Annotated in this window: 25 protein-coding genes and 1 riboswitch; of the genes, 19 read left to right on the top strand and 6 right to left on the bottom strand. The window is 65.7% G+C overall.

Features of this window, described 5'->3' with window-relative positions; genetic code table 11:
* Nucleotides 1-13: 13 nt before the first annotated feature.
* From B4I46_RS12145 to B4I46_RS12130, 4 genes are all read left to right on the top strand, one after another.
* Nucleotides 14-496 carry a hypothetical protein gene (locus B4I46_RS12145; protein ID WP_043862547.1) on the top strand — a complete coding sequence of 161 codons (483 nt, stop codon included), beginning with the start codon at nt 14-16 and terminating at the stop codon, nt 494-496.
* 131 nt (nt 497-627) lie between these two features.
* Nucleotides 628-1332: a DnaA regulatory inactivator Hda gene (hda, locus tag B4I46_RS12140; protein ID WP_043862546.1), complete on the top strand. Its 705-nt coding sequence runs from the start codon at nt 628-630 to the stop codon at nt 1330-1332.
* Nucleotides 1333-1446: 114 nt separating this feature from the next.
* Nucleotides 1447-2079 (top strand): C40 family peptidase, encoded by a 633-nt coding sequence (locus B4I46_RS12135; protein ID WP_043862545.1) that lies wholly within the window; start codon nt 1447-1449, stop codon nt 2077-2079.
* 134 nt (nt 2080-2213) lie between these two features.
* Nucleotides 2214-2747 (top strand): C40 family peptidase, encoded by a 534-nt coding sequence (locus B4I46_RS12130; RefSeq protein ID WP_054914695.1) that lies wholly within the window; start codon nt 2214-2216, stop codon nt 2745-2747.
* A 65-nt stretch (nt 2748-2812) separates the two neighbouring features.
* Here B4I46_RS12130 and B4I46_RS12125 read toward each other — a convergent pair whose 3' ends face one another.
* The gene (locus B4I46_RS12125) at nt 2813-4129 is read right to left on the bottom strand and encodes a PQQ-dependent sugar dehydrogenase (protein ID WP_274097105.1); all 1317 of its coding nucleotides are present in this window, start codon (nt 4127-4129) and stop codon (nt 2813-2815) included.
* Nucleotides 4130-4207: 78 nt separating this feature from the next.
* Nucleotides 4208-4786 carry a hypothetical protein gene (locus B4I46_RS12120; RefSeq protein WP_058541005.1) on the bottom strand — a complete coding sequence of 193 codons (579 nt, stop codon included), beginning with the start codon at nt 4784-4786 and terminating at the stop codon, nt 4208-4210.
* 150 nt (nt 4787-4936) lie between these two features.
* Nucleotides 4937-5158: riboswitch (cobalamin riboswitch) on the top strand.
* A gap of 135 nt (nt 5159-5293) precedes the next feature.
* Here B4I46_RS12120 and cobO point away from each other — a divergent pair.
* The 14 genes from cobO to B4I46_RS12050 all read left to right on the top strand — a co-directional run bounded on the left by cobO (nt 5294) and on the right by B4I46_RS12050 (nt 17790).
* The gene (cobO, locus tag B4I46_RS12115) at nt 5294-5905 is read left to right on the top strand and encodes a cob(I)yrinic acid a,c-diamide adenosyltransferase (RefSeq protein ID WP_043862541.1); all 612 of its coding nucleotides are present in this window, start codon (nt 5294-5296) and stop codon (nt 5903-5905) included.
* Nucleotides 5902-7197, top strand: a complete 1296-nt coding sequence (locus tag B4I46_RS12110) for a cobyrinate a,c-diamide synthase (RefSeq protein WP_043862540.1) — start codon at nt 5902-5904, stop codon at nt 7195-7197. The genes cobO and B4I46_RS12110 overlap by 4 nt, the downstream gene beginning before the upstream one ends.
* Nucleotides 7194-7841 (top strand): 5,6-dimethylbenzimidazole synthase, encoded by a 648-nt coding sequence (bluB, locus tag B4I46_RS12105; RefSeq protein WP_286900380.1) that lies wholly within the window; start codon nt 7194-7196, stop codon nt 7839-7841. Before B4I46_RS12110 ends, bluB begins: the two co-directional genes overlap by 4 nt.
* The gene (cbiB, locus tag B4I46_RS12100) at nt 7841-8749 is read left to right on the top strand and encodes an adenosylcobinamide-phosphate synthase CbiB (protein WP_043862538.1); all 909 of its coding nucleotides are present in this window, start codon (nt 7841-7843) and stop codon (nt 8747-8749) included. The genes bluB and cbiB overlap by 1 nt, the downstream gene beginning before the upstream one ends.
* Nucleotides 8742-9734, top strand: coding sequence for a threonine-phosphate decarboxylase CobD (gene cobD, locus B4I46_RS12095; RefSeq protein ID WP_286900378.1), 993 nt, complete (start codon nt 8742-8744; stop codon nt 9732-9734). Before cbiB ends, cobD begins: the two co-directional genes overlap by 8 nt.
* Entirely contained in the window at nt 9731-11185 is a 1455-nt protein-coding gene (locus tag B4I46_RS12090; RefSeq protein WP_286900377.1) for a cobyric acid synthase, read from the top strand. Before cobD ends, B4I46_RS12090 begins: the two co-directional genes overlap by 4 nt.
* Before the next feature lies 1 nt (nt 11186).
* Entirely contained in the window at nt 11187-11702 is a 516-nt protein-coding gene (gene cobU / locus B4I46_RS12085; protein ID WP_043862535.1) for a bifunctional adenosylcobinamide kinase/adenosylcobinamide-phosphate guanylyltransferase, read from the top strand.
* A 2-nt stretch (nt 11703-11704) separates the two neighbouring features.
* Complete coding sequence (gene cobT, locus B4I46_RS12080; protein WP_104572056.1) at nt 11705-12760, top strand: nicotinate-nucleotide--dimethylbenzimidazole phosphoribosyltransferase; 1056 nt, start codon at nt 11705-11707, stop codon at nt 12758-12760.
* Nucleotides 12757-13326, top strand: coding sequence for an alpha-ribazole phosphatase family protein (cobC, locus tag B4I46_RS12075; RefSeq protein ID WP_229590002.1), 570 nt, complete (start codon nt 12757-12759; stop codon nt 13324-13326). The genes cobT and cobC overlap by 4 nt, the downstream gene beginning before the upstream one ends.
* On the top strand, nt 13326-14054 hold the full coding sequence (locus B4I46_RS12070; RefSeq protein WP_286900373.1) for an adenosylcobinamide-GDP ribazoletransferase: 729 nt from the start codon (nt 13326-13328) through the stop codon (nt 14052-14054). Before cobC ends, B4I46_RS12070 begins: the two co-directional genes overlap by 1 nt.
* Nucleotides 14055-14176: 122 nt before the next feature.
* The gene (locus B4I46_RS12065; protein WP_286900370.1) at nt 14177-15370 is read left to right on the top strand and encodes a glycoside hydrolase family 5 protein; all 1194 of its coding nucleotides are present in this window, start codon (nt 14177-14179) and stop codon (nt 15368-15370) included.
* 40 nt (nt 15371-15410) lie between these two features.
* On the top strand, nt 15411-15815 hold the full coding sequence (locus tag B4I46_RS12060) for a MarR family winged helix-turn-helix transcriptional regulator (RefSeq protein WP_286900368.1): 405 nt from the start codon (nt 15411-15413) through the stop codon (nt 15813-15815).
* A 63-nt stretch (nt 15816-15878) separates the two neighbouring features.
* On the top strand, nt 15879-17087 hold the full coding sequence (locus tag B4I46_RS12055) for an MFS transporter (protein WP_043862529.1): 1209 nt from the start codon (nt 15879-15881) through the stop codon (nt 17085-17087).
* A 151-nt stretch (nt 17088-17238) separates the two neighbouring features.
* Nucleotides 17239-17790 (top strand): glutathione peroxidase, encoded by a 552-nt coding sequence (locus tag B4I46_RS12050; protein ID WP_043862528.1) that lies wholly within the window; start codon nt 17239-17241, stop codon nt 17788-17790.
* 7 nt (nt 17791-17797) lie between these two features.
* On the opposite strand, the gene B4I46_RS12045 is transcribed toward B4I46_RS12050, so the two are convergent.
* The gene (locus B4I46_RS12045; protein ID WP_043862527.1) at nt 17798-18064 is read right to left on the bottom strand and encodes a DUF2798 domain-containing protein; all 267 of its coding nucleotides are present in this window, start codon (nt 18062-18064) and stop codon (nt 17798-17800) included.
* 113 nt (nt 18065-18177) lie between these two features.
* On the opposite strand from B4I46_RS12045, the gene B4I46_RS12040 reads away from it, so the two are divergent.
* Nucleotides 18178-19113, top strand: a complete 936-nt coding sequence (locus B4I46_RS12040; protein WP_043862526.1) for a LysR family transcriptional regulator — start codon at nt 18178-18180, stop codon at nt 19111-19113.
* A 41-nt stretch (nt 19114-19154) separates the two neighbouring features.
* Here B4I46_RS12040 and B4I46_RS12035 read toward each other — a convergent pair whose 3' ends face one another.
* From B4I46_RS12035 to B4I46_RS12025, 3 genes are all read right to left on the bottom strand, one after another.
* The gene (locus B4I46_RS12035; RefSeq protein ID WP_043862525.1) at nt 19155-20429 is read right to left on the bottom strand and encodes an OmpP1/FadL family transporter; all 1275 of its coding nucleotides are present in this window, start codon (nt 20427-20429) and stop codon (nt 19155-19157) included.
* A gap of 144 nt (nt 20430-20573) precedes the next feature.
* Nucleotides 20574-21056 carry a hypothetical protein gene (locus tag B4I46_RS12030; RefSeq protein ID WP_054914682.1) on the bottom strand — a complete coding sequence of 161 codons (483 nt, stop codon included), beginning with the start codon at nt 21054-21056 and terminating at the stop codon, nt 20574-20576.
* 335 nt (nt 21057-21391) lie between these two features.
* Entirely contained in the window at nt 21392-21616 is a 225-nt protein-coding gene (locus B4I46_RS12025) for a hypothetical protein (protein ID WP_043862639.1), read from the bottom strand.
* Nucleotides 21617-22359 lie beyond the last annotated feature (743 nt).

Raw genomic sequence — 22359 nt, 5'->3', positions numbered from 1 at the left:
GACACCCTGAGTGATGGAACATGAAACCGACCACGCCTGTGCATTGGCAGGCGTGATGGATGCATTGCCGCTGCTGGCCGATGACCTCGACGAGGATGAGGTGGCAGCGGCCCTGCAGCAGCAGGGCTACTCGCGGCACGCGGCCGAGAAGCTCACGATGTTCGTACCCTCGGCATTTTCCTGGGTGGTGCTCAAGCGTCTGGGGCTCAAGGCGCTGCCCAGTCATTTCACGGCCTATGACCAGGACGACAATGCGGTGCGGATCCCGGTCGCCAATCAGCACTACTTCACCGCGGCGCTGACCCTGGCCTACAACACCTTCGAGAATGGCTGGAGCGCCGCACTACCGCGCAGCACCTTCCAGCGCGTTGCCGGGCGCAGTTCGGAGATGAACGCGGCCAACCAGGTACTGGATAAGGAAGGCTCGCTCGAAGGGGCGAGCATCAACACCGTGGAGCTGTTTCGCCTGAGTGCAGAGGAACTGCTGGAGGATTGACCCATGCCTGCCCCATATGCCGCGCAAGCCTTTGATTTTGCTAACGCATTGTGCGGTTGGCGTCACGGGTATAGACTTTGCGGACTTTTCACCAAAGGCCCCTTGCGGTTCCTCGGGACTGCCCAGCCAGCATGAAACCGATCCAGTTGCCCCTGGGTGTGCGTCTGCGTGATGACGCCACCTTCATCAACTACTATCCGGGTGCCAACGCCGCCGCATTGGGCTACGTCGAGCGACTCTGCGAAGCCGACGCCGGCTGGACCGAAAGCCTGATCTACCTGTGGGGCAAGCAGGGCGTAGGGCGTACCCACCTGCTGCAGGCCGCGTGCCTGCGCTTCGAGCAACTGGGCGAGCCTGCGGTGTACCTGCCTCTGGCGCAACTGCTCGATCGCGGCGTGGAACTGCTCGACAACCTGGAACAGTACGAACTGGTGTGCCTGGACGACCTGCATGTGATTGCCGGCAAGCCGGACTGGGAAGAGGCCATGTTCCACCTGTTCAACCGCCTGCGCGACAGCGGCCGCCGCTTGCTGCTGGCAGCGTCCAGCTCCCCACGGGAATTGCCGATCAAGCTGGCCGACCTGAAGTCGCGCCTGACCCTGGCGCTGATCTTCCAGATGCGCGCCCTGTCGGATGAAGACAAGCTGCGTGCCCTGCAATTGCGCGCCTCGCGCCGGGGCCTGCACCTCACCGACGAAGTCGGGCATTTCATCCTGACCCGAGGCACGCGCAGCATGAGCGCACTGTTCGACCTGCTCGAACGCCTCGACCAGGCTTCACTGCAGGCGCAGCGCAAGCTGACCATCCCGTTTTTGAAAGAGACATTGGGCTGGTAGGGCCGGCCCAGAGCCTCGGCACATAAAAGTCACATTTTTTTCGATTGAATTTGCAAATCGATCCGATAGAAGGCATAGTCTCGGCTTCATCAAATTCAAGCCACGGTCGTGCCCATGCTAAATCGCTTCGCACCCCTCGTGCCCCTCGCACTTGTGACCTTGCTGTTCGGCTGCGCGACCACCGGTCCCGTCACCCACCAGCAGGCTCCCGCTCCAGTTGCTGCCCAGGCTGCCGCCAAGCCTTCCACCGCTGCGTCGGTGTTCGAAGAAGAGCTGGCCACCGAGCAGGACCTGGAAGCGTTCTCCTCCAGCACCAAGCCCTACGAACTGCCAGCCCTGGCCGACAACATTCTCGAACGTGGCATGTCCCTGATCGGTACCCGCTACCGTTTCGGCGGCACCTCGGAGAAGTCCGGCTTCGACTGCAGCGGCTTCATCGGCTACCTGTTCCGCGAAGAGGCCGGCATGAACCTGCCGCGCTCCACCCGCGAAATGATCAACGTGAAAGCCCCGCTGGTTGCGCGCAACAAGCTCAAGCCAGGCGACCTGCTGTTCTTCAGCACCAATGGTCGCGGCCGCGTCAGCCACGCCGGCATCTATCTGGGCGACGATCAGTTCATCCACTCCAGCAGCCGCCGCAGCGGTGGCGTGCGCATCGACAATCTCGGTGACCGCTACTGGAGCAAGACCTTCATCGAAGCCAAGCGCGCGCTGGCCATGGCACCGACTACCCTGTCGCGTAACTGAGTCTGCGCGTGATGTCCCGCACGGCGGCGTAGCTGAAAAGCTCGCCGCCGTGCGTGTTTACAGAAAACGTCTAATCTAAATTCTCACCTATTTCCGACTTGGGGTCGGGCGGCTTCAGACAGGATGTTCTGACTATGTCGATACTCGCGCGCGTTGCTGTACTTTCCCTGGCGGCCCTGCTGGGTGCCTGCTCCAGCCATGCCCCGCAGAAACCTCAGGTGGTCGAGCCGAAGGTGATGGCGCCCCAGGTGTATTTCTCGCCAGTGGCCGAGGATGTGCTGTTCCGGGCCCTGGGCCTGGTGGGCACGCCTTACCGCTGGGGCGGCAATACCCCGGACTCGGGGTTCGATTGCAGCGGGCTGATTGGCTACGTGTACCGGGACGCGGCGGGTATCGCCCTGCCGCGCTCAACCCGCGAGATGATCGGCATTCGTGCCCCGGACATCGACAAGGGTGCGTTGCAGTCGGGCGACCTGGTGTTCTTCGCCACCAATGGCGGTACCCAGGTGAGCCATGCCGGTATCTACGTGGGTGAGGGGCGTTTCGTGCATGCACCGTCAACGGGCGGTACGGTGCGCCTGGACTACCTGTCCAACAGCTACTGGCAGAAGACCTACCTCAACGCCAAGCGCGTGCTGCAGCCGGCGCACCTGGCGCGCAATCCCTGACAGCGTGGCCTGCAAAGCCGGCTCCAGCAGGAGCCGACCTTGCCGGCGAACACGTCAGCGCAGTGCTACTGCGCCTTGCTTACCCGCCAGATCACATTGCCCACATCGTCGGCCACCAGCACCCCGCCACGCTGATCGTTCACCACACCGACTGGGCGCCCCATGGCCTTGCCGTCCTCGTCGAGAAACCCGGTCAGCAGATCAATGGGCTTGCCCGACGGTTTGCCTGCCGTGCTGAACGGCACGAAGATCACCTTGTAGCCACTGTGCGGCTTGCGGTTCCATGAGCCGTGCTGGCCGATGAACGCGCCCTGGTCGAATGGCGCCGGCAAGGCGTTCGGCACGGTAAACGCCAGCCCCAGCGAGGCGGTGTGCGGCCCCACCGCATAGTCCGGCGCAATCGCGCTGGCCACCAGCTTTGCATCCTGCGGTTGTACGCGTTCATCCACATGCTGCCCGTAATAGCTGTAGGGCCAGCCATAGAAGGCGCCGTCCTTCACCGACGTGATGTAGTCCGGCACCAGGTCGCTGCCGATCTCGTCACGTTCGTTCACCGCCGTCCACAGCTGCTGGCTATGGGGTTCCCAGGCCAGGCCGTTGGGGTTGCGCAGGCCGGTGGCGAACAGGCGCTGGCTGCCGGTGGCCGGGTCGACCTCCCAGATCGCGGCGCGGCCTTTCTCCTGCTCCATGCCGTTCTCGGCCACGTTGCTGTTGGAGCCCACGGTCACGTACAGCTTCTTGCCGTCGGGGCTGGCGATCACGTTCTTGGTCCAGTGGTGGTTGAGCGTGCCGCCCGGCAGGTCGACCACCTTGGTGCCGCTGCCCTGCAGGCGGGTGGCGCCTGGCTCGTAGGTGAAGCGCAACAGCCGATCGGTGTCGGCCACATAGAAGTCGTTGCCCACCAGGGCCATGCCGAACGGCGAGTTCAGCCCCTCGATGAAGGTGGTGCGGGTGTCGGCCACGCCGTCCTTGTCGCTGTCACGCAGCAGGGTGATGCGGTTGGGGCTGGGCACTCCGGCGCCGGCGCGGCCCATCACCTTGCCCATCACCCAGCCCTTGATGCCCTTGCCGTCATCGGGTTTGGGCGGCGCGTTGGTCTCGGCCACCAGCACGTCGCCGTTGGGCAGCACGTACAGCCAGCGCGGGTGGTCGAGCTTGTCGGCGAAGGCCACCACCTGGGTGCCTGCCGCAGCCTTGGGTTTGCCGCCCTTCGGCCAGCCGATGGCCGGCGCGATGTTTACCGTGGGGATGAGGGTCTTGTTCGGTTCGGGCAGGCGCGGCGACGGGCCGGTGCCATCGGTGACGTCCAGGCGGGCGTTCTCGCCGCAGGCCACCAGCCCGGTGGTGAGTGCCAGCAGTACAGCAATGCGCATGTTGCCCATGATCGGTGTCCCTCGCGAAGTTGGCCGTGTCCAGTAAGGTAGAGGCGGGCACGTCGGCGAGGTTCCCTCGACAGGGGCTCAGGCCTGCTTGAGCAGCAGCGCGATGCCGGGGTGGTAGCGGCCCACGTCGTCGTGCAGCTTGCGGTAGCCATAGGGGAACACCCAGGCGATGGCGCATGCATTGTGCTTTTGCAGGTCGTCGACCAGGTCCTGAAGCTCTTCGGGGCTGGCGTGTTGCCCGGCCTTGTACGGGCTGACGAACAGCGCGGCGACCTTGAGCTGGCTGGCATAGCCCACCAGGCGAGCCTGGGCGACGCTCTCCTGCAGGGCATCGGTGAGGTCGAGCTTGCCGACCCGTGGCCAGCGCTGGGTGGCTTGCAGGTAGGCGGTCTCTTCCTTGCTGGCGATCACCAGGTCGCAGTGCGCCGCACGCTCGCCTTCGTCGCGCTGCTTCTTGGTCTGCGCACCCTGCAAGGTCACCAGCTCCGCCTGCCAGGCCGCCGCGCTCAGCACGCCAAGGTTGCTTTGCACGCCTTGCCAGTAGGGGGCGTCGCTGTCGCCCAGGGTCTGGTTGTAGCGCTCCAGGCACTCGGCCCAACGTTCCAGGGCGGGGCGCAGGAACTCCAGACGCGGGTTGTTGATGATCAGACCTTGCATGCCGTGCTCCATTGTTATTGTGGATCGGAGAGGTGCGGATAATGGCTATGTGATATCACTGCAGTGAGTGTGACACAAGATGACATAAATGCCATTGATCCAGACCGCTTCGCAGCGCCTTTGATTGACGCTCATGGCCCAACCCTCTAACCTTCGCGACTTGTTTCAGGTGCTCTGCGGCCAAGGTGCCGGCAGGGTGAAACAGGGAAGCCGGTGGGCACGTGCAACGTGCGATTCCGGCGCTGCCCCCGCAACGGTAAATGAGTCGGGATCGCGCAGGGCCACTGGGTGCAACAGCCCGGGAAGGCGCGCGATCCGGGTCGATCAGACCCGCCCATGAGCCCGGAGACCGGCCTGTCACAGATCAACGGCATCACGGAGGGTGATGCGCGGTTCTCCCGGCCAGTGGCAGGGCCTGCGCGTTTTCCGTGTGCCATCGCCAACCTGCTGTCGCGCCGACTCGATCCCCCCGGTCCCTGTGCGCGCCAGTTGCCCACGGAGCCTCCGATGACCGACACCACCGATCGCGACGAACGCCATCTGGCGCGCATGCTGCGCAAAAAAGCGGTAATCGACGAACGCATTGCCAACTCGCCCAATGAATGCGGCCTGCTGCTGGTACTCAGCGGCAACGGCAAGGGCAAGAGCAGCTCGGCCTTCGGCATGCTGGCGCGGGCCCTGGGCCACGGCATGCAATGCGGCGTGGTGCAGTTCATCAAGGGCCGCAACAGCACCGGCGAGGAGCTGTTCTTCCGCCGCTTCCCCGAACAGGTGCGCTACCACGTGATGGGCGAGGGCTTTACCTGGGAAACCCAGGACCGCCAGCGCGACATCGCCGCCGCCGAGGCTGCCTGGGCGGTTTCGCGCCAGTTGCTGCAGAACCCGGCCATCGGTTTTGTAGTGCTCGATGAGCTCAACATCGCCCTCAAGCACGGCTACCTCGACCTCGACCAGGTGCTCGGCGACCTGCAGGCACGCCCACCGATGCAGCATGTGATCGTCACCGGCCGCGGCGCCAAGCCCGAGATGATCGAGCTGGCCGACACCGTGACCGAGATGGGCATGGTCAAGCATGCCTTCCAGGCCGGCATCCGTGCCCAGAAGGGCGTGGAACTATGAGGCAAACCCGTCATTGCCCGGCGGTGCTGATCGCGGCACCTGCATCTGGCCAGGGCAAGACCACGGTGACGGCCGCACTGGCGCGCCTGCACCGCAACCAGGGGCGCAAGGTCCGGGTGTTCAAGTGTGGCCCGGACTTTCTCGACCCGATGATTCTGGAGCGCGCCAGTGGCGCACCGGTGTACCAGCTGGACCTGTGGATGGTCGGCGCCGAGGAAAGCCGGCGCCTGCTGTGGGAAGCCGCCGCCGACGCCGACCTGATCCTGATCGAAGGGGTGATGGGGCTGTTCGACGGTACGCCGTCCAGCGCCGACCTGGCGCGGCATTTCGGCGTGCCGGTGCTGGCGGTGATCGACGGCACGGCCATGGCCCAGACCTTCGGCGCGCTGGCCCTGGGTCTGGCGCGCTACCAGCCCGACCTGCCGTTTGCCGGCGTGCTGGCCAACCGGGTGGGCTCGCTGCGTCACGCGCAACTGCTCGAAGGCAGCCTGACCGAAGGCCTGCGCTGGTACGGCGGGCTGTCGCGGGAAACCGGCATCGAACTGCCCAGCCGCCACCTGGGCCTGGTGCAGGCCAGTGAACTGACCGACCTGGACCTGCGCCTGGACGCCGCCGCCAACGCCCTGGGCGACAGCTGCGAGTCGGCCCTGCCGCCGGCGGTGGCCTTCGATGCGCCGCAGCCGCGCAGCATCGAGCCACTGCTGGCCGGCGTGCGGATCGGCGTGGCGCGCGACGAAGCCTTCGCATTCACCTATGGCGCCAGCCTGGACCTGTTGCGCGAGATGGGCGCACAGCTGAGCTTCTTCTCGCCGATCCACGACCGCCTGCTGCCAGACTGCGACAGCCTGTACCTGCCCGGCGGCTACCCTGAGCTGCACCACCATGCGCTGGCTGCCAACACGCCGATGCTGGCGGCGATCCGGGCCCATCACCAGGCAGGCAAGCCCTTGCTGGCCGAATGCGGCGGCATGCTCTACCTGCTCGATGCACTGACCGATGTGGCCGGCGAACGGGCCGAACTGGCCGGCCTGCTGCCGGGCGAGGCGGTGATGCAGAAGCGCCTGGCGGCCCTGGCCCTGCAAGCGGTAGAGCTGCCCGAGGGCACCCTGCGCGGGCATACCTATCACCATTCGCTGACCAGCACCGCGCTCGAACCCATCGCCCGCGGGCAAAGCCCCAACGGCGGGCGCGGCGCCGAGGCGGTGTACCGTTGCGGCCGGCTGACGGCCTCGTATGTGCATTTCTACTTCCCGTCCAACCCGTCTGCGCTGGCGGCGCTGCTGGCACCATGAGCGACCAGGCCTTCAACGACGCCGAGCGCGCGGCGGTCTACCGCGCCATCGGCGAACGTCGCGACATGCGCCATTTCAGCGGCGGCGAGGTGGCCCCCGAGCTGCTGGCACGCCTGCTGCAGGCGGCGCACCAGGCCCCGAGCGTGGGTCTGATGCAGCCCTGGCGTTTCATCCGCATCACCCGTCGCGAGCTGCGCCAGCAGATCCAGGCGCTGGTGGAGCAGGAGCGGGTGCGCACCGCCGAGGCACTGGGGCAGCGTTCTGACGATTTCATGCGGCTCAAGGTCGAGGGCATCAACGATTGCGCCGAGGTGCTGGTGGCGGCGCTGATGGACGGGCGCGAGGCGCACATCTTCGGCCGTCGCACCTTGCCGGAAATGGACCTGGCCTCGCTGTCGTGCGCCATCCAGAACCTGTGGCTGGCGGCCCGTGCCGAGGGCCTGGGCATGGGCTGGGTGTCGCTGTTCGAACCGCAGGCACTGGCCGACCTGCTGGGCATGCCGGCCGGTGCCAAACCGCTGGCGGTACTGTGCCTGGGCCCGGTCGAGGCGTTCTACGAGGTGCCCATGCTGGTGCTCGAAGGCTGGGCCCGCGAGCGGCCATTGAGCGAGATGCTCTACGAAAACCATTGGGGAGAGCGTTGATGAGTGTGGCCTTGCTGAGTGTGGCCGGGGTGGCGCTGGATGCCTTGCTGGGCGAGCCCCGGCGTGCACACCCGCTGGTCGCGTTCGGCCGTTATGCCGGACGCCTGGAACAACGCTTCAATGCCGGCGGTCGTGGCTGGCGCAGCCATGGCGTCACCGCGTGGTTTCTGGCGGTGGTGCCCCTGACCCTGCTGGTCACTGTGCTGTCGTGGCTGCCCTACATCGGCTGGCTGGTGGAGATACTGGCGCTGTACTGCGCGCTCGGCCTGCGCAGCCTTGGCGAACATGTACGGCCCGTGGCCGAGGCGCTGCGTGGCGGCGACCTGGACGAAGCGCGCCGCCGCGTGGGCTACCTGGTCAGCCGTGAAACCGGCGAACTGGATGACACCGCCGTGGCGCGTGCCGCCACCGAATCGGTGCTGGAGAACGGTAGCGATGCAGTGTTCGCCGCCCTGTTCTGGTTCGTGGTGGCGGGGGCGCCAGGTGTGGTGCTGTATCGCTTGAGCAATACCCTGGATGCCATGTGGGGCTATCGCAACGAGCGCTTCGAGCGCTTTGGCTGGGCCGCAGCGCGCATCGACGATTTGCTCAACTATATTCCGGCGCGGCTGGTGGCCCTGACCTACGCGGTGCTGGGCAGGACGCGCCTGGCACTGAGCTGCTGGCGTCGCCAGGCGCCGTTGTGGGACAGCCCCAACGCCGGCCCGGTGATGGCAGCTGGCGCCGGTGCGCTGGGTGTCGAGCTGGGCGGCGCGGCGGTGTACCACGGCGAGCTGCACCAGCGCCCGCAACTGGGCGAAGGCCCGCCGGCCGATGCCGACGCCATCGAGCGTGGCTGGCAACTGGTGTGCAAGGGCGTGTGGTTGTGGTTGCTGCTGTTGTGCGTGGGGGCGCAATTCTATGCTTGAACACGGTGGTCGTTTGCAACGGGCGGTGCTGGAGTACGGCATCGCAGTGCAGGACTGGGTCGACCTGTCCAGCGGCATCGCGCCGTGGCCCTTCGCGATCCCCGAGATCCCGTTGCGCGCCTGGGCACGCCTGCCCGAAACCGACGATGGCCTGGAGCAGGCGGCCCGCGAGTACTACGGCGTGCCGCAACTGCTGCCGGTGGCCGGGTCCCAGGCCGCCATCCAGGCCCTGCCGCGCTTGCGTCGCAGTGGCAAGGTCGGTGTGCTGTCGCCGTGCTACGCCGAACATGCCGAGGGCTGGCGGCGCGCCGGGCACCGCGTGCGTGAAGTCGGCGAGGCCGAGGTGGAGTTCTTTCTCGACAGCCTCGATGTGCTGGTGGTGGTCAACCCCAACAACCCCACCGGGCGCCTGTTGAGCGCCGAGCGCCTGCTGGGCTGGCACGCCCGCCTGGCCCAGCGCGGTGGCTGGCTGGTGGTGGATGAAGCGTTCATGGACAACACCCCGCAACACAGCATCGCCGCCGAAACCTGGCGCAACGGGCTGATCGTGCTGCGCTCGTTCGGCAAGTTCTTCGGCCTGGCCGGTGTACGCCTGGGCTTCGTGCTGGCCGAACGCCAACTGCTGCAGCTGCTGGCCGAACAACTGGGGCCCTGGTCGATCGCCGGGCCCACGCGGGTGCTGGGCCAGGCCTGCCTGCTCGACCATGGCGCCCAGCAGCGCCAGATCACCCGCTGCGCCGAGGCCAGCACACGCCTGGCGCAGGTACTCGATGCTGCCGGCTTCTCGCCGGCCGGCGGCTGCGACCTGTTCCAGTACCTGGAGCTTGCCCACGTCGCGCAGTTGCACCAGTTCATGGCGCGGCGCGGCATCCTGCTGCGCCTGTTCGAGCACCTGGGCAGCCTGCGTTTCGGCCTGCCGGCCACCGACACCGATTGGCAGCGCCTGGTCCAGGCGCTGGACGACTACCGCAAGGAACACCCATGACCACCCTGATGGTGCAAGGCACCACCTCCGATGCCGGCAAGAGCACCCTGGTGACCGCGCTGTGCCGCTGGCTGGCGCGCCAGGGCGTGGGTGTCGTGCCGTTCAAGCCGCAGAACATGGCACTCAACAGTGCGGTGACGGCCGACGGCGGCGAAATCGGCCGCGCCCAGGCGGTGCAGGCCCAGGCCGCCGGGCTGGCGCCGCACACCGACATGAACCCGGTACTGCTCAAGCCCAACAGCGAGACCGGAGCCCAGGTGATCGTGCATGGCCGCGCGGTCACCAGCATGAACGCGGTGGCCTATCACGACTACAAGGCCATCGCCATGCAGGCGGTACTGGCCTCGCACCAGCGCCTGAGCGACGCCTACCCGGTGGTGATGGTGGAGGGCGCGGGCTCGCCGGCCGAAATCAATCTGCGGGCCGGGGACATCGCCAACATGGGGTTTGCCGAGGCGGTCGACTGCCCGGTGATCCTGATCGCCGATATCAACCGCGGCGGGGTGTTCGCACACCTGGTCGGCACCCTGGAGCTGCTGTCGCCCAGCGAGCAGGCGCGGGTCAAGGGCTTCGTGATCAACCGCTTTCGTGGCGACATCGCCCTGCTGCAGCCCGGCCTGGACTGGCTCGAGGCGCGTACCGGCAAGCCGGTGCTGGGCGTGCTGCCGTATGTGCTGGACCTGCATCTGGAAGCCGAGGATGGCCTGGACCGGCGCCAGGGCCAGAAAGCCGCGCAGGTGCTCAAGGTGATCGTGCCGGTGCTGCCGCGCATCAGCAACCATACCGACTTCGATCCGCTGCGCCTGCATCCGCAGGTGGATCTGCAGTTCATCGGGCCGGGCGACGCGATAACGCCGGCCGACCTGATCATCCTGCCGGGCTCCAAGAGCGTGCGCGGCGACCTGGCGCACCTGCGCGAGCGCGGCTGGGAAGAGGCGATAACCCGCCACCTGCGCTACGGCGGCAAACTGCTGGGCATCTGTGGTGGCCTGCAGATGCTCGGGACCCACGTGCATGACCCACTGGGCCTGGAAGGCGCCGCCGGCAGCAGCGCGGGCCTGGGCTGGCTGGACTACAGCACGCAGCTGGAGGCCGAGAAGCAGCTGCGCAATGTCAGCGGCACGCTGAACCTGGAGCAGGCGCCCGTCAGTGGCTACGAGATCCATGCCGGGGTCACCCGCGGGCCGGCGCTGGCGCAGCCCGCCGTACAGTTGGCCGACGGTCGCAGCGATGGCGCGGTCAGCGCCGACGGGCAGATCCTGGCCACCTACCTGCACGGCCTGTTCGAGTCGCCGCATTCGTGCACGGCGCTGCTGCGCTGGGCTGGCCTGAACGATGTGCAGCAGGTGGACTACCATGCTCTGCGTGAACTGGACATCGAACGCCTGGCCGACCTGGTGGACACGCACCTGGACGGCGCCCGGCTTCGTCAACTCTGCGGGCTGGACTGACATGCTCAAGCTGATTCTTGGCGGCGCCCGATCGGGCAAGAGCCGCCTGGCCGAACAATACGCCGTCGACAGCGCGCTGGCGGTGACCTATATCGCCACCAGCGAGCCGCTGGACGGTGAAATGAATGCTCGCGTGCAACTGCACCGTGCGCGTCGCCCTGCCGAGTGGGCGCTGATCGAGGAGCCGCTGGCGCTGGCGCAGGTGCTGCGCGAAACCGCCGCGCCCGAGCGTTGCCTGCTGGTGGACTGCCTGACCCTGTGGCTGACCAACCTGCTGATGCTCGAGGACCCCGAGCGCCTGGCCGCCGAGCGCGATGCACTGCTGGACTGCCTGGCGCAGTTGCCGGGTGAAATCATCCTGGTCAGCAACGAGACCGGCCTGGGCGTGGTGCCCATGGGCGAGCTGACCCGTCGTTACGTCGATGAAGCCGGCTGGCTGCATCAGGCCATTGCCGAACGTTGCCAGCACGTGGTGCTGACCGTTGCCGGCCTGCCACTTACGCTCAAGGGAGCCTGAACATGAGTCAAAACTGGTGGCAGAACGCGTGTCAGCCGATCAACCTGGCTGTGCGCGAACAGGCGCTGGAGCGCCAGCGCGAGCTGACCAAGCCAGCCGGCTCACTGGGCCGGCTGGAGCAGGTTGCGGTGGAGCTGGCGGGCTTGCAGGGCAAGCTCAAGCCTGGCGTGCGGCAGGTATGGATCGCGATTTTCGCGGGCGATCACGGCGTGGTGGCCGAGGGGGTTTCGGCCTATCCGCAGGTGGTCACGCGGCAGATGCTGCAGAACTTCGTCGGCGGCGGCGCAGCCATCAGCGTGCTGGCCCGCCAGTTGGGTGCGCAGCTGGAGGTGGTCGACCTGGGGACGGTCGACCTGACCCTGGAACTTGCCGGTGTACGCCATCTGCGCATCGGGGCGGGCACCGCCAACTTCGCCCAGGTGCCGGCAATGACCACCGAGCAGGGGCGCCTGGCGCTGCAGGCCGGGCGCGAGAGCGCCTTGCGTGCGCGTGATGCCGGGGCGCAACTGTTCATCGGCGGCGAAATGGGCATCGGCAACACGGCCTCTGCCAGTGCGGTGGCCAGTGCATTGCTCAAATGCACCCCTGGCGAGCTGACCGGCCCCGGCACTGGCCTGAATGCTGCCGGTGTCGAACACAAGACCCGCGTGATCGAACGCGCGCTGCTCACCCACGCGGCGCTGGCCGACGACCCATTGGAGCAGCTGTTGTGCTTTGGCGGCTTCGAGATTGCCGCGCTGGTGGGGGCGTACCTGGCGTGCGCGCAGCAAGGCATCGTGGTGCTGGTGGACGGTTTTATCTGCACCGTGGCGGCGCTGGTTGCAACGCGCATCAACCCCGGTTGCCGGGCCTGGCTGCTGTTCGGTCATCGCGGCGCAGAGCCCGGGCACCAGCGGGTGCTCGAAGCGTTGCAGGCGCAACCGCTGCTGGAGCTGGGCCTGCGCCTGGGCGAGGGCAGCGGGGCGGCGCTGGCGGTACCGCTGCTGCGCATGGCCTGCGACCTGCACGGGCAGATGGCGACCTTCGCCGAGGCGGCGGTGGCGGACCGCGATACATGATCGTCGACCTGCTGCGTCATGGTGAAACCGAACTGGGCGGTGGGCTGCGCGGCAGCCTGGACGACGCGCTGACCGAACTTGGCTGGGCGCAGATGCGTGCGGCTGTGGTCGAGGGCGGGCCGTGGACGCGGATCATCAGCTCGCCGCTGCAGCGCTGCGCGCGATTTGCCGAAGAACTTGCCGATCAGGTGGGCGTGCCCATGCAACTGGAGGCCGGCCTGCAGGAGCTGCACTTCGGCGACTGGGAGGGGCGCAGCACCGCTGACCTCATGCTTACCGACGAACAGGGCCTGGGGCTGTTCTGGGCCGACCCTTATGCCTTCACGCCGCCGGGTGGCGAGCCGGTCACGGCGTTTGCCGAGCGGGTGCTGGCGGCCATGGCGCGGGCGTATCAGGCCCACGCCGGCGAGCGCGTGCTGCTGGTGACCCACGGCGGCGTGATGCGCCTGCTGCTGGCCCGTGCCCGCGGCCTGCCGCGCGAGCAGCTGCTGCAGGTGGTGGTCGGGCACGGCGCGGTGCACCGTCTGCATTGCGCGGCCGACGGTCGTTTCGCGGAAATCGCCTGATGCAGGCGTTCTGGATTGCCCTGCAGTTTCTCAGCAGCCTGCCGGTGCGCCTGGCGGGCATGCCCGCGCCCGAGCAGATGGGGCGCTCCCTGCTGTGCTACCCGCTGGTGGGGCTGTTGTTCGGCGGGGTGCTGTGGGCGGCCAGCGCGCTGCTGGCGGGCAGCCCGCCGATGCTGCAGGCGGCCCTGCTGCTGTGCGTCTGGGTGTGGTTGAGCGGTGCGTTGCACCTGGATGGCCTGGCCGACAGCGCCGATGCCTGGCTGGGCGGATTCGGCGACAGCGAACGCACCCTGACGATCATGAAGGACCCGCGCAGCGGGCCGATTGCGGTGGTGACGCTGGTACTGGTGCTGCTGCTCAAGTTCTGCGCGTTGCTCGCGCTGGTCGACAGCGGGCAGGCGGTGGGCCTGCTGCTGGCACCGGTACTGGGGCGGGCGGCGATGCTGGGGTTGTTCCTGTGCACGCCGTATGTGCGCGCAGGCGGCCTGGGACAGGCGCTGGCCGAGCATCTGCCGCGTGGCGAAGCCAAGGCCGTGTTGCTGGCGACCGGTTTGGGGTGCCTGGTGCTGGCGGGATGGAACGGTATCCTGGCCGTGGGCGTGGCGCTGCTGGTGTTCGCGCTGCTGCGCCAGGTGATGCTCAAGCGCCTGGGGGGCACCACCGGGGATACAGCAGGGGCGTTGCTGGAGCTGCTGGAGCTGGCGGTGGTGGTAAGCCTGGCACTCTGAAGGGGCTGTCAGGAGCTCTTCGCTGCGGTCATGAATCCGTAGTGTTTTGCAACTGAATGCAGCACGTGGTCAGCCTTCGCAAGCGCTAGCCTTACGTCCCTCTGTCTTTGCGGGGTGCCCCGATGCGCAACCAACTGCTGGCCTGCCTTATCGCCTGTTCGTCCCTGCCGGCCCACGCCGCCGACCTGATCGACTTCTGGAACACGCCGCGCCATGGCGGCAACAGCTTCAACCGCCTGCCGCCCGACCAGGCCTATTTCGAGGCGCTGCACGGCTACGGGGCGAGCTGGGTGCGGTTGTCCTATGACAAGTGGCAAGCGGCGCAGCGTGATTTTCTGCTCGGTAATGCCGATACCTACCAAGGGCTGCCGGCCGCCGACCTTGCCACGCTCAAGGCCACCCTGGACCGCGCGCACGCCGCAGGCCTCAAGGTCGTTATCACGCCCCTCTCACTGCCCGGCATGCGCTGGGCACAGAACAACGCCGGCCAGTTCGATGACCGGCTCTGGCAGGACAAGGCCTACTGGGCCCAGGCCGCCGACTTCTGGCGTGACCTGGCGCGGGCGCTCAAGGACCATCCGGCGGTGGCGGCCTACAACCTGATCAACGAACCGGCGCCCGAGAAACTCGGCGGCCTGGCCGAGCACGCCAGCGCCGAGCAGATGCACGCCTGGTACCGACAGCAGCAGGGCAGCACCCGCGACCTGCCGGCGCTGTATCGCCAGTTGGTGGCGGCGATACGCGAAGTCGATCCACTCACCCCGATCATGCTCGATGCCGGCTGGTACGCCGCGGCCGATGCCTTCGAGTACTGGCCTGGCGCGCTCGACGACCAGCGCCTGCTCTACAGCTTTCACATGTACGAACCCTACGCGGCCACCAGCGCGCCCAACCTGGAGCGCGCCACGCCCTATGCCTACCCTGGGCCCGCGCCCTTTGGCGGCAGCGTTGCGCAATGGAACAAGGCCCGGGTGCAGCAGTATCTGCAGCGCCCGCTGGACTGGGCCGGCAGGCACGCGGTGCCGGCCAATCGCCTGGTGGCCGGCGAGTTCGGCTGCATGCGCCGCTGGGCGGGCTGTACCGCCTATCTGGAGGATGTACTGGGCACCCTCGATCGCCAGCAGGTGCACTGGGCCTTCTACAGCTTTCGCGAAGACAGTTGGGACGGGATGGACTATGAGCTGGGCAGCGCCAAAGTGCCGTGGGCTTATTGGCAGGCGATCGAAAAGGGCCTGCCGGACCCGCTCAAGCGCACGCCCTCCAGCCTGTTGGAACCGATTCGAAAACGCCTTGCCCTCAATGGCGCACCCCACTGAACGCTTGCATCCTGATAACTACGGGTATATACACGCATCTATGTTGAAGAGCCATTGCATCTGTACTCATCTGCGCCGGGCCGCCCGTGGGGTCAGCCGGCACTATGACGAAGCCCTTGTGGGCTTCGGCATCAATGTCGCCCAGTATTCCCTGCTGCGGCATCTGCAGCGCCTCGATCAGCCCAGCATCTCGGTGCTGGCCGAGTCCATGGGCCTGGATCGCAGCACGCTGGGTCGCAACGTGCGGGTGCTGGAAGCCGACGGCCTGGTGGCGTTGGCCGAAGGTGTCGACTTGCGCAACCGCATCGTACTGCTGACGGAGAAGGGCCTGGCGCGCCTGGTGGCCGCCACGCCTGCCTGGGAGCAGGCCCAGGATGCCCTGGTGAGCAACCTTGGTGAAGGGCAGCGCGATGAACTGGTGCGCCTGTTGGAACAGTTGGCTTGAGCGTATTACACCAATAAGCGGGTATATACCCGTGTAACCTTGCGGCGGTCTGGGAGAACAAGAATGACATCGGTATGGCGCACGAGCGGTTGGGTGCTGTTGGGGGCGGCGCTGATCCTGGCATTGTCGCTGGGGGTGCGGCATGGCTTCGGCCTGTTCCTGGCGCCGATGAGCGCCGAATTCGGCTGGGGGCGCGAAGTGTTCGCCTTCGCCATCGCCTTGCAGAACCTGATCTGGGGCCTGGCCCAGCCGTTTGCCGGTGCCCTGGCCGATCGCCTGGGCGCGGCCAAGGTGGTGATCATCGGCGGCATTCTCTACGCCGTGGGGCTGGTGATGATGGGCATGGCGGACTCGGCGTGGTCACTGTCGCTCAGTGCCGGGCTGCTGATCGGCATCGGCCTGTCGGGCACCTCGTTCTCGGTGATCCTGGGTGTGGTAGGGCGTGCCGTGCCGGCAGACAAGCGCAGCATGGCCATGGGCATCGCCAGCGCCGCAGGCTCCTTCGGCCAGTTCGCGATGCTGCCTGGCACCCTGGGCCTGATCGGCTGGCTGGGCTGGTCGGCGGCATTGCTGGTGCTGGGCCTGCTGGTGGCCTTCATCGTGCCGCTGGTGGGCATGCTGCGCGATAACCCGCTGCCCAGCCAGGGGCACGAACAGACCCTGATGCAGGCGCTGCGCGAAGCCTGTTCGCACTCGGGCTTCTGGTTGCTGGCGCTGGGCTTTTTCGTGTGCGGTTTCCAGGTGGTGTTCATCGGCGTGCACCTGCCGGCCTACCTGGTCGACCAGCACCTGCCGGCCACCATCGGCACCACGGTGCTGGCACTGGTCGGGCTGTTCAATATCGTCGGCACCTACACCGCCGGCTGGCTGGGCGGGCGCATGTCCAAGCCGCGCCTGTTGACCACCCTGTACCTGCTGCGGGCGGTGGTGATCGTGCTGTTCCTGTGGGCGCCGGTGACCCAGTTCAGCGCCTACCTGTTCGGTATCGCCATGGGCCTGCTGTGGCTGTCGACCGTGCCGCTGACCAACGGCACCGTCGCCACCCTGTTCGGGGTGCGCAACCTGTCCATGCTGGGCGGCATCGTCTTTCTGTTCCATCAGTTGGGCGCATTCCTGGGCGGCTGGCTGGGCGGTGTGGTGTACGACCGTACCGGCAACTATGACCTGGTGTGGCAGATCTCGATCCTGCTCAGCCTGCTGGCTGCCGCGCTCAACTGGCCGGTGCGCGAGCGCCCGGTGGCGCGGCTGCAGGCGCGGCCGGAGGCGGCATGACCGCGCGCCTGGTAGCGTTGGTGCTGGCTGGCCTGATGCTGGCGCTGGTGTGGTGGGGCTGGCACCAGGGTGGTCTGGCGCTGATGCAGTTGGGCATGGGCGTGTGCTAGGCGTAAGCTGAACCCCTGCACTCAGGCAAGGGAGACGCACCATGTACGCACGCTGGCTGTTGGTACCGCTATTGATACTGGCTGGTTCGGGGGCCGTGCTGGCCGCCGACTGCCCGGCCTTGCTGCAGGGCGAGTTGCCCAAGCTGCGCGCCAAGGAACAGGTGAACCTGTGTGAGCGCTTCGCCGGCAAGCCGCTGGTGGTGATCAACACCGCCAGCTATTGCGGCTTCGCGCCGCAATTCGAAGGGCTCGAGAGCACCTACAAGGCTTATCACGGGCAGGGCCTGGAAATGCTCGGGGTGCCGTCCAACGACTTCAAGCAGGAAGACGCCGACAGCGAGAAGACCGCCAAGGTGTGCTATGCCAACTACGGCGTGACCTTCACCATGACCGAGCCACAGAAGGTGCGCGGCGACGACGCCACGCCGCTGTTTCGCGAGCTGGCCAGGCAGAGCAATGCGCCCAGGTGGAATTTCTACAAGTATGTGGTCGATCGCCAGGGCAAGGTGGTAGCCAGCTTCTCCAGCCTGACCAAGCCGGACGACCCGGCGTTCAGGGCTGCCATCGAGAAGGCCATCGCCTCGCAGCCCTGAGGTGGGCTCAGGCCTTGCCCGGGTGGACGGTCCAGGCCACCAGCTTGAGCACGATCGGCCGTACCACCAGCACGCAGGCGAAGGCCACCGGCATGGCCAGTTGGTAGGCCTTGAGCACATTGGCCAGGTAATGCTCGCCGACGCCGCTGTTGGCGGCGGTGATCACGAAGCACATCAACAGCGCCATGATCGACGACATGTAGAACGCGAATACGTAGGGGGTGGCGCGTACGCCGAGTTTCAGGCGTGGGCGAGGGCGGGTCTGGCTGGTCATGCAGGCTCCTGAAGGTAGGGGAGGCGCCAGACTAGCAGGCTGCCAGGGTACGAGGTAGACGACGCCAGCTTAGGTCTTTATAAAGAGAACCTTACGAATCCTGGAGTTTGGCCGTGAACCTGTTGGGCTCGATACGCAGTTTCATCAAGGTGGTCGAGGCTGGCAGCATCGCCGGTGGGGCCCGCACCCTGGGCTTGAGCGCCGCCGCAGTGAGCCAGAACATCGCGCGCCTGGAAGCCCATCTGCAAGTGCGCCTGCTGGCCCGCACCACCCGCAGCATGGCGTTGACGCCCAATGGTCGCGCCTATTACGACAAGGTCAGGCATGTGGAGCGTGATCTGGAACTGGCGCAGCTGGCCGTCACGTCCGATGACGGCGAACCCCAGGGCCGGTTGTGCATCTCCTCTTCTTCGGCCTTCGCGCGCTATGTGCTGGCGCCCCTGATGCCGGCATTCAACCTGCGCTATCCGCAGCTTTCAATTGAATTGCTTACGAGCGACCGGCGTGTGGACCACGCGCGCGAGTCGATTGACGTGAGCGTGCGCATCACCCCCCAGCTGGAAGACGGCCTGCTGGCGCGGCACGTTGCCCAGATCCCGTTCATCTGTTGCGCAGCGCCTGCCTACCTGGAGCGTGCCGGCCGGCCCGGCACCCCGGAAGCCTTGAAGGGGCATCGCTGCCTGGTGTTCCGTTACCCGGTGGACGGCCGTTTTCTGCGGTGGGGCTTTGTGCGTGACGGCCTGCGTTTCGATGCCGAGTTCGGGGATGTGTCGATCAGCGATGACATCGACGTGCTGGCGCAGATGGCGGTGATGGGGGGTGGGATCGTGCGCCTGGCCGAGTTCGTGGCGCGGCCTTACCTGGAGAACGGGCAACTGGTGCCGCTGTTCGAATATGCCCAACCCCACCAGGCCTATGCACAGACCTCGCCCATGGACATCTACCTGTGCGTGGCCGACCGCTCGGCGCTGACGCCCAAGGTGCGAGCCTTCATGGCGTATGTGGAGGACTGCCTGGCGCAGGCCTGGCGCGTGCGCGCACGGGCATAAAAAAACCGCCTTTGAAAGGCGGTTTTTTAATGCAACAGCGATCAGAAGCGGTAGGTCAGTGAAGCACCCAGGCCGTGTGCACTGTTTTCGTACTTGGCGTTGTACGAGCCCTTGAACGAAGGGTCGGTGATGGCGGTGCTCTGGTGAATCTTGACGTCTTCTTCCATCAGGTACGAGTAGGCCACGTCGATGGTCATGTCGTCGCTCGGGTTCCAGCCGGCGCCCAGGCTGAACACCTTGCGGTCGCCGGTTGGGATGCGTGGCGAACGGTTCTGGTTGTTGGCTGGCGACTGGTCGACGGAGAAGCCGGCGCGCAGGGTCCATTCCTTGTTCAGCTTGTAGGCAGCGCCGATGGCGTGGGCCCAGGTGTCGTGCCAGTTCTGTTCTTCGGCGATCTGGCCCAGTGCCGGTGCCAGTGGCCCGGTGCCCTCGTTGTTGACCACGATGGACTCCAGGCGGCTCCAGCGTGTCCAGGTGCTGCCCGCGTACAGGGTCCAGTTGTCATCCAGTTCGTGGGTGACCGAGAAGTCGACCGACTCGGGGGTCTTGATCTTCAGCGAGGCGTCGAACTTGCTGCCGCTGAACGGGCCGAAGCCCGGGCCGCTGATCTTGGTGTCGCCCTTGAGCTTGTAGTCGACCATCGAGTGGTAGGTCAGGCCGACGCGGGTTCTGTCGGTGGCCTGCACCATCACGCCGATGTTGTAGCCGACGGCGGTGTCGTCACCGGTGATCTTGACCTTGCCGTCGTTGCTGCCTGGGGTGGCGCGGTTCAGCGCGGCGGACTCCAGGGTGCCGTCGATACGGTTGATGGTCGGGCCGAAACCGATCGAGACCTTGTCGTTGAAGGCGTAGCTGATGGTCGGTTGCAGGGTCACGACCTGAACTTCGCTCTTGCTGCCGAAGTAGCGGCCGGCAAAGCCGTGCTCGTAGTCGGTGATCAGGCCGAAAGGCACGTAGACCCCGAAGCCGAATGCCCAGTGGTCATCGATCGGCTTGACGTAGTAGCCCATCGGTACGCCAACCACGGGGACCATGTCGCCGTCGTTGCTGCCACCGAAGGTGCCGCTGCCCTTGATGTCGGACTTGGCAATGATGGCCGCGCCGCCGACGGTCACTTGTTCGCGTTTGAGGCGGGACATGCCGGCAGGGTTGCCAAACACGGTGCTGGCGTCATCGGCAGAAGAAGAACGACCCGCGAAACCTGTGCCCATGCCGCTGATGCTTTGCTCGTTGAGGGCAAAACCGCTGGCGAAGAGTTGAGTTGATGCGAAAGCGACAGCGAGGCCGAGTGAGGATTTGAGTATTACTTTTTTCATTATTAGAACTCCATGGGATCACCGGAGCGCAAAGTATCAATAATTTTGGACGTGCGCTATAGGCTCTAAATCAGGAGATACCGCGTTTTTGTAGGACAATCCGACCAGATTCGCTGATTTTACCCGGTTGTTTGAAAATGGTTCTCAGCAGGCCTGGAGCGCCGGTTTGCCGACGCATGCCTGCCAGGCCTGGGTGAAGTCGCGTAAACGGGCGTGGGGCTGGAATGTTTGACGCCAGATTCTTGCGAGACCTAGCAGGTCGTCGGATTCTGGTAGCGGCAGCGCCTTTTCTTCGACCAGCATCCAGGCGATGGCGGTGGCGTAGCGCAGGTTGACGGTCAGTTCCAGGTGCGGGCCGCTGAGGAACGCGTGCTGGCTGGCGAGGCCGCGGACCAGGCTGGCCAATTCGGGGTCGTGGGCCAGGAACTGGTCCCAGATCGATTGGTGGCGCAGTTCGCCGATGCGGTACAGGCCGTGGCCACGACGGTCGTGCAGGGCCGAACCCATGCCCGACTGGCTGGCTGCGATGCCCAGCAGCAGGGCTTCGGCGCTGGGGCAGTAGCGGCCCAGGTACAACAGGGTGGGGCGGATGACGAATTCACTCAACTCGCTCGCGGCGATAGCCATAATGCCCTCGAACTTCGTAAATGGCCGGCGGGACGCTGGTGCTTGGCAGCAGGTGGGTCGGGGTCAGGCCCGCCGGAAGCGGGCAAGGCCGCTTGAGTTGAAGTGTAGTGTCATATCTATGCTGTAAAGGACTGTTTTTAAATCGATTGTGGTGGCTTGGCATAACCCATATGACGCTTGGGTATTAGGCCGTGGGGGTTAAAGCGCTTTCGGTGGTTGGGGTTTGGCCAATGAATCCGGGCCTTGCAGAGGGCAGGTCGAGCGCGGCGGTCACTGAATTTCAGGCATAAAAAAGCCCCGCCAACCGGCAGGGCTTCTTGCGTCTCAGACGACCATCAGGCAACCAGTGCCTGGCGAGTCCGGTCAATCACCGCTTGCAGCGGCTCAGCACTCTCGTACTGCTCCGGATACAGACGCTCGCTGTGACGAGCAATGCCGTGTTCATTGACCAGGGTAAAGCTGAAGCTGCCCTTGCGCGCCGCATGGATCATGCAGTTCAACGGGGCAAATGCCTGGCTAAGGGTGCGAATGGCAGCCTGAGTATGGATGGATGTATTCATAGTTATTAGATGTTCCTGCAAAAGACACAGCATAAGAGCCGTGTTCATATAAAACGTTCCAGTAACGCAAAGCTTTAGGGCTAGAGCGAAGAACCTGACTGGAACAGGGCAGCCAGAGGTAAGCGCATTGATTAGGTGGCGCCAGGGCTGACTGGTAGGTACTAGGAAGACAGGCAACACGTCAGGGCTAAGGTTCTGCGCCGCTGTGTGAAGATCCTGTTCAATCTGCAGGGTGACTCGCCAAGAGTAGGTAATGGTTACCTGGGAGTCATCAAGTGGGCCGGTCCTGGTTTCAACAGGTGCTGTTCCGTTGTCGGATCAGGACGCTGCAAGGACTGCTTTGGCCAGAATTGAGTTTCAGCTTGGTACTAACGCTGGCAACACTACAGCAGTTTCCAGGTTGTGGCAACCCTTTGTGCTTTTCGTGCGCCAAGCCGGCCATTATCTCGATTTCAGGCTGTTCTGTGAAGAGGGCCCCAGGAGGCACCACCGCGCGTGCGGAGCATTTTCGTGCAATCCCGTGCCTCGCTTTGGGGCACCTGTCCACACCTGTAACACCTCTTGTCAATGTGGCGCTACACCGCGGCAGGGCCCTGGCGATGACCAGTTCGAAAGTACAAGTCAATGAAAAAAAACACTTTTTTTAGCTGGTGAAAAAATCGTCAGTTTGAGCGCGGGCCCCATTCTACCGGGGTTTGCGGGGTGTAGGAGGGGGTTGTCCACCGAGTTATCCACAGCTTCTG

Origin of the sequence: Pseudomonas sp. UBA7500, from assembly GCF_002478435.1 — a bacterium.
Lineage (GTDB): Bacteria > Pseudomonadota > Gammaproteobacteria > Pseudomonadales > Pseudomonadaceae > Aquipseudomonas > Aquipseudomonas palmensis.
The sequence above is the reverse complement of the archived record's forward strand: the minus strand, read 5'-3'. Positions and strand labels throughout refer to the sequence as shown.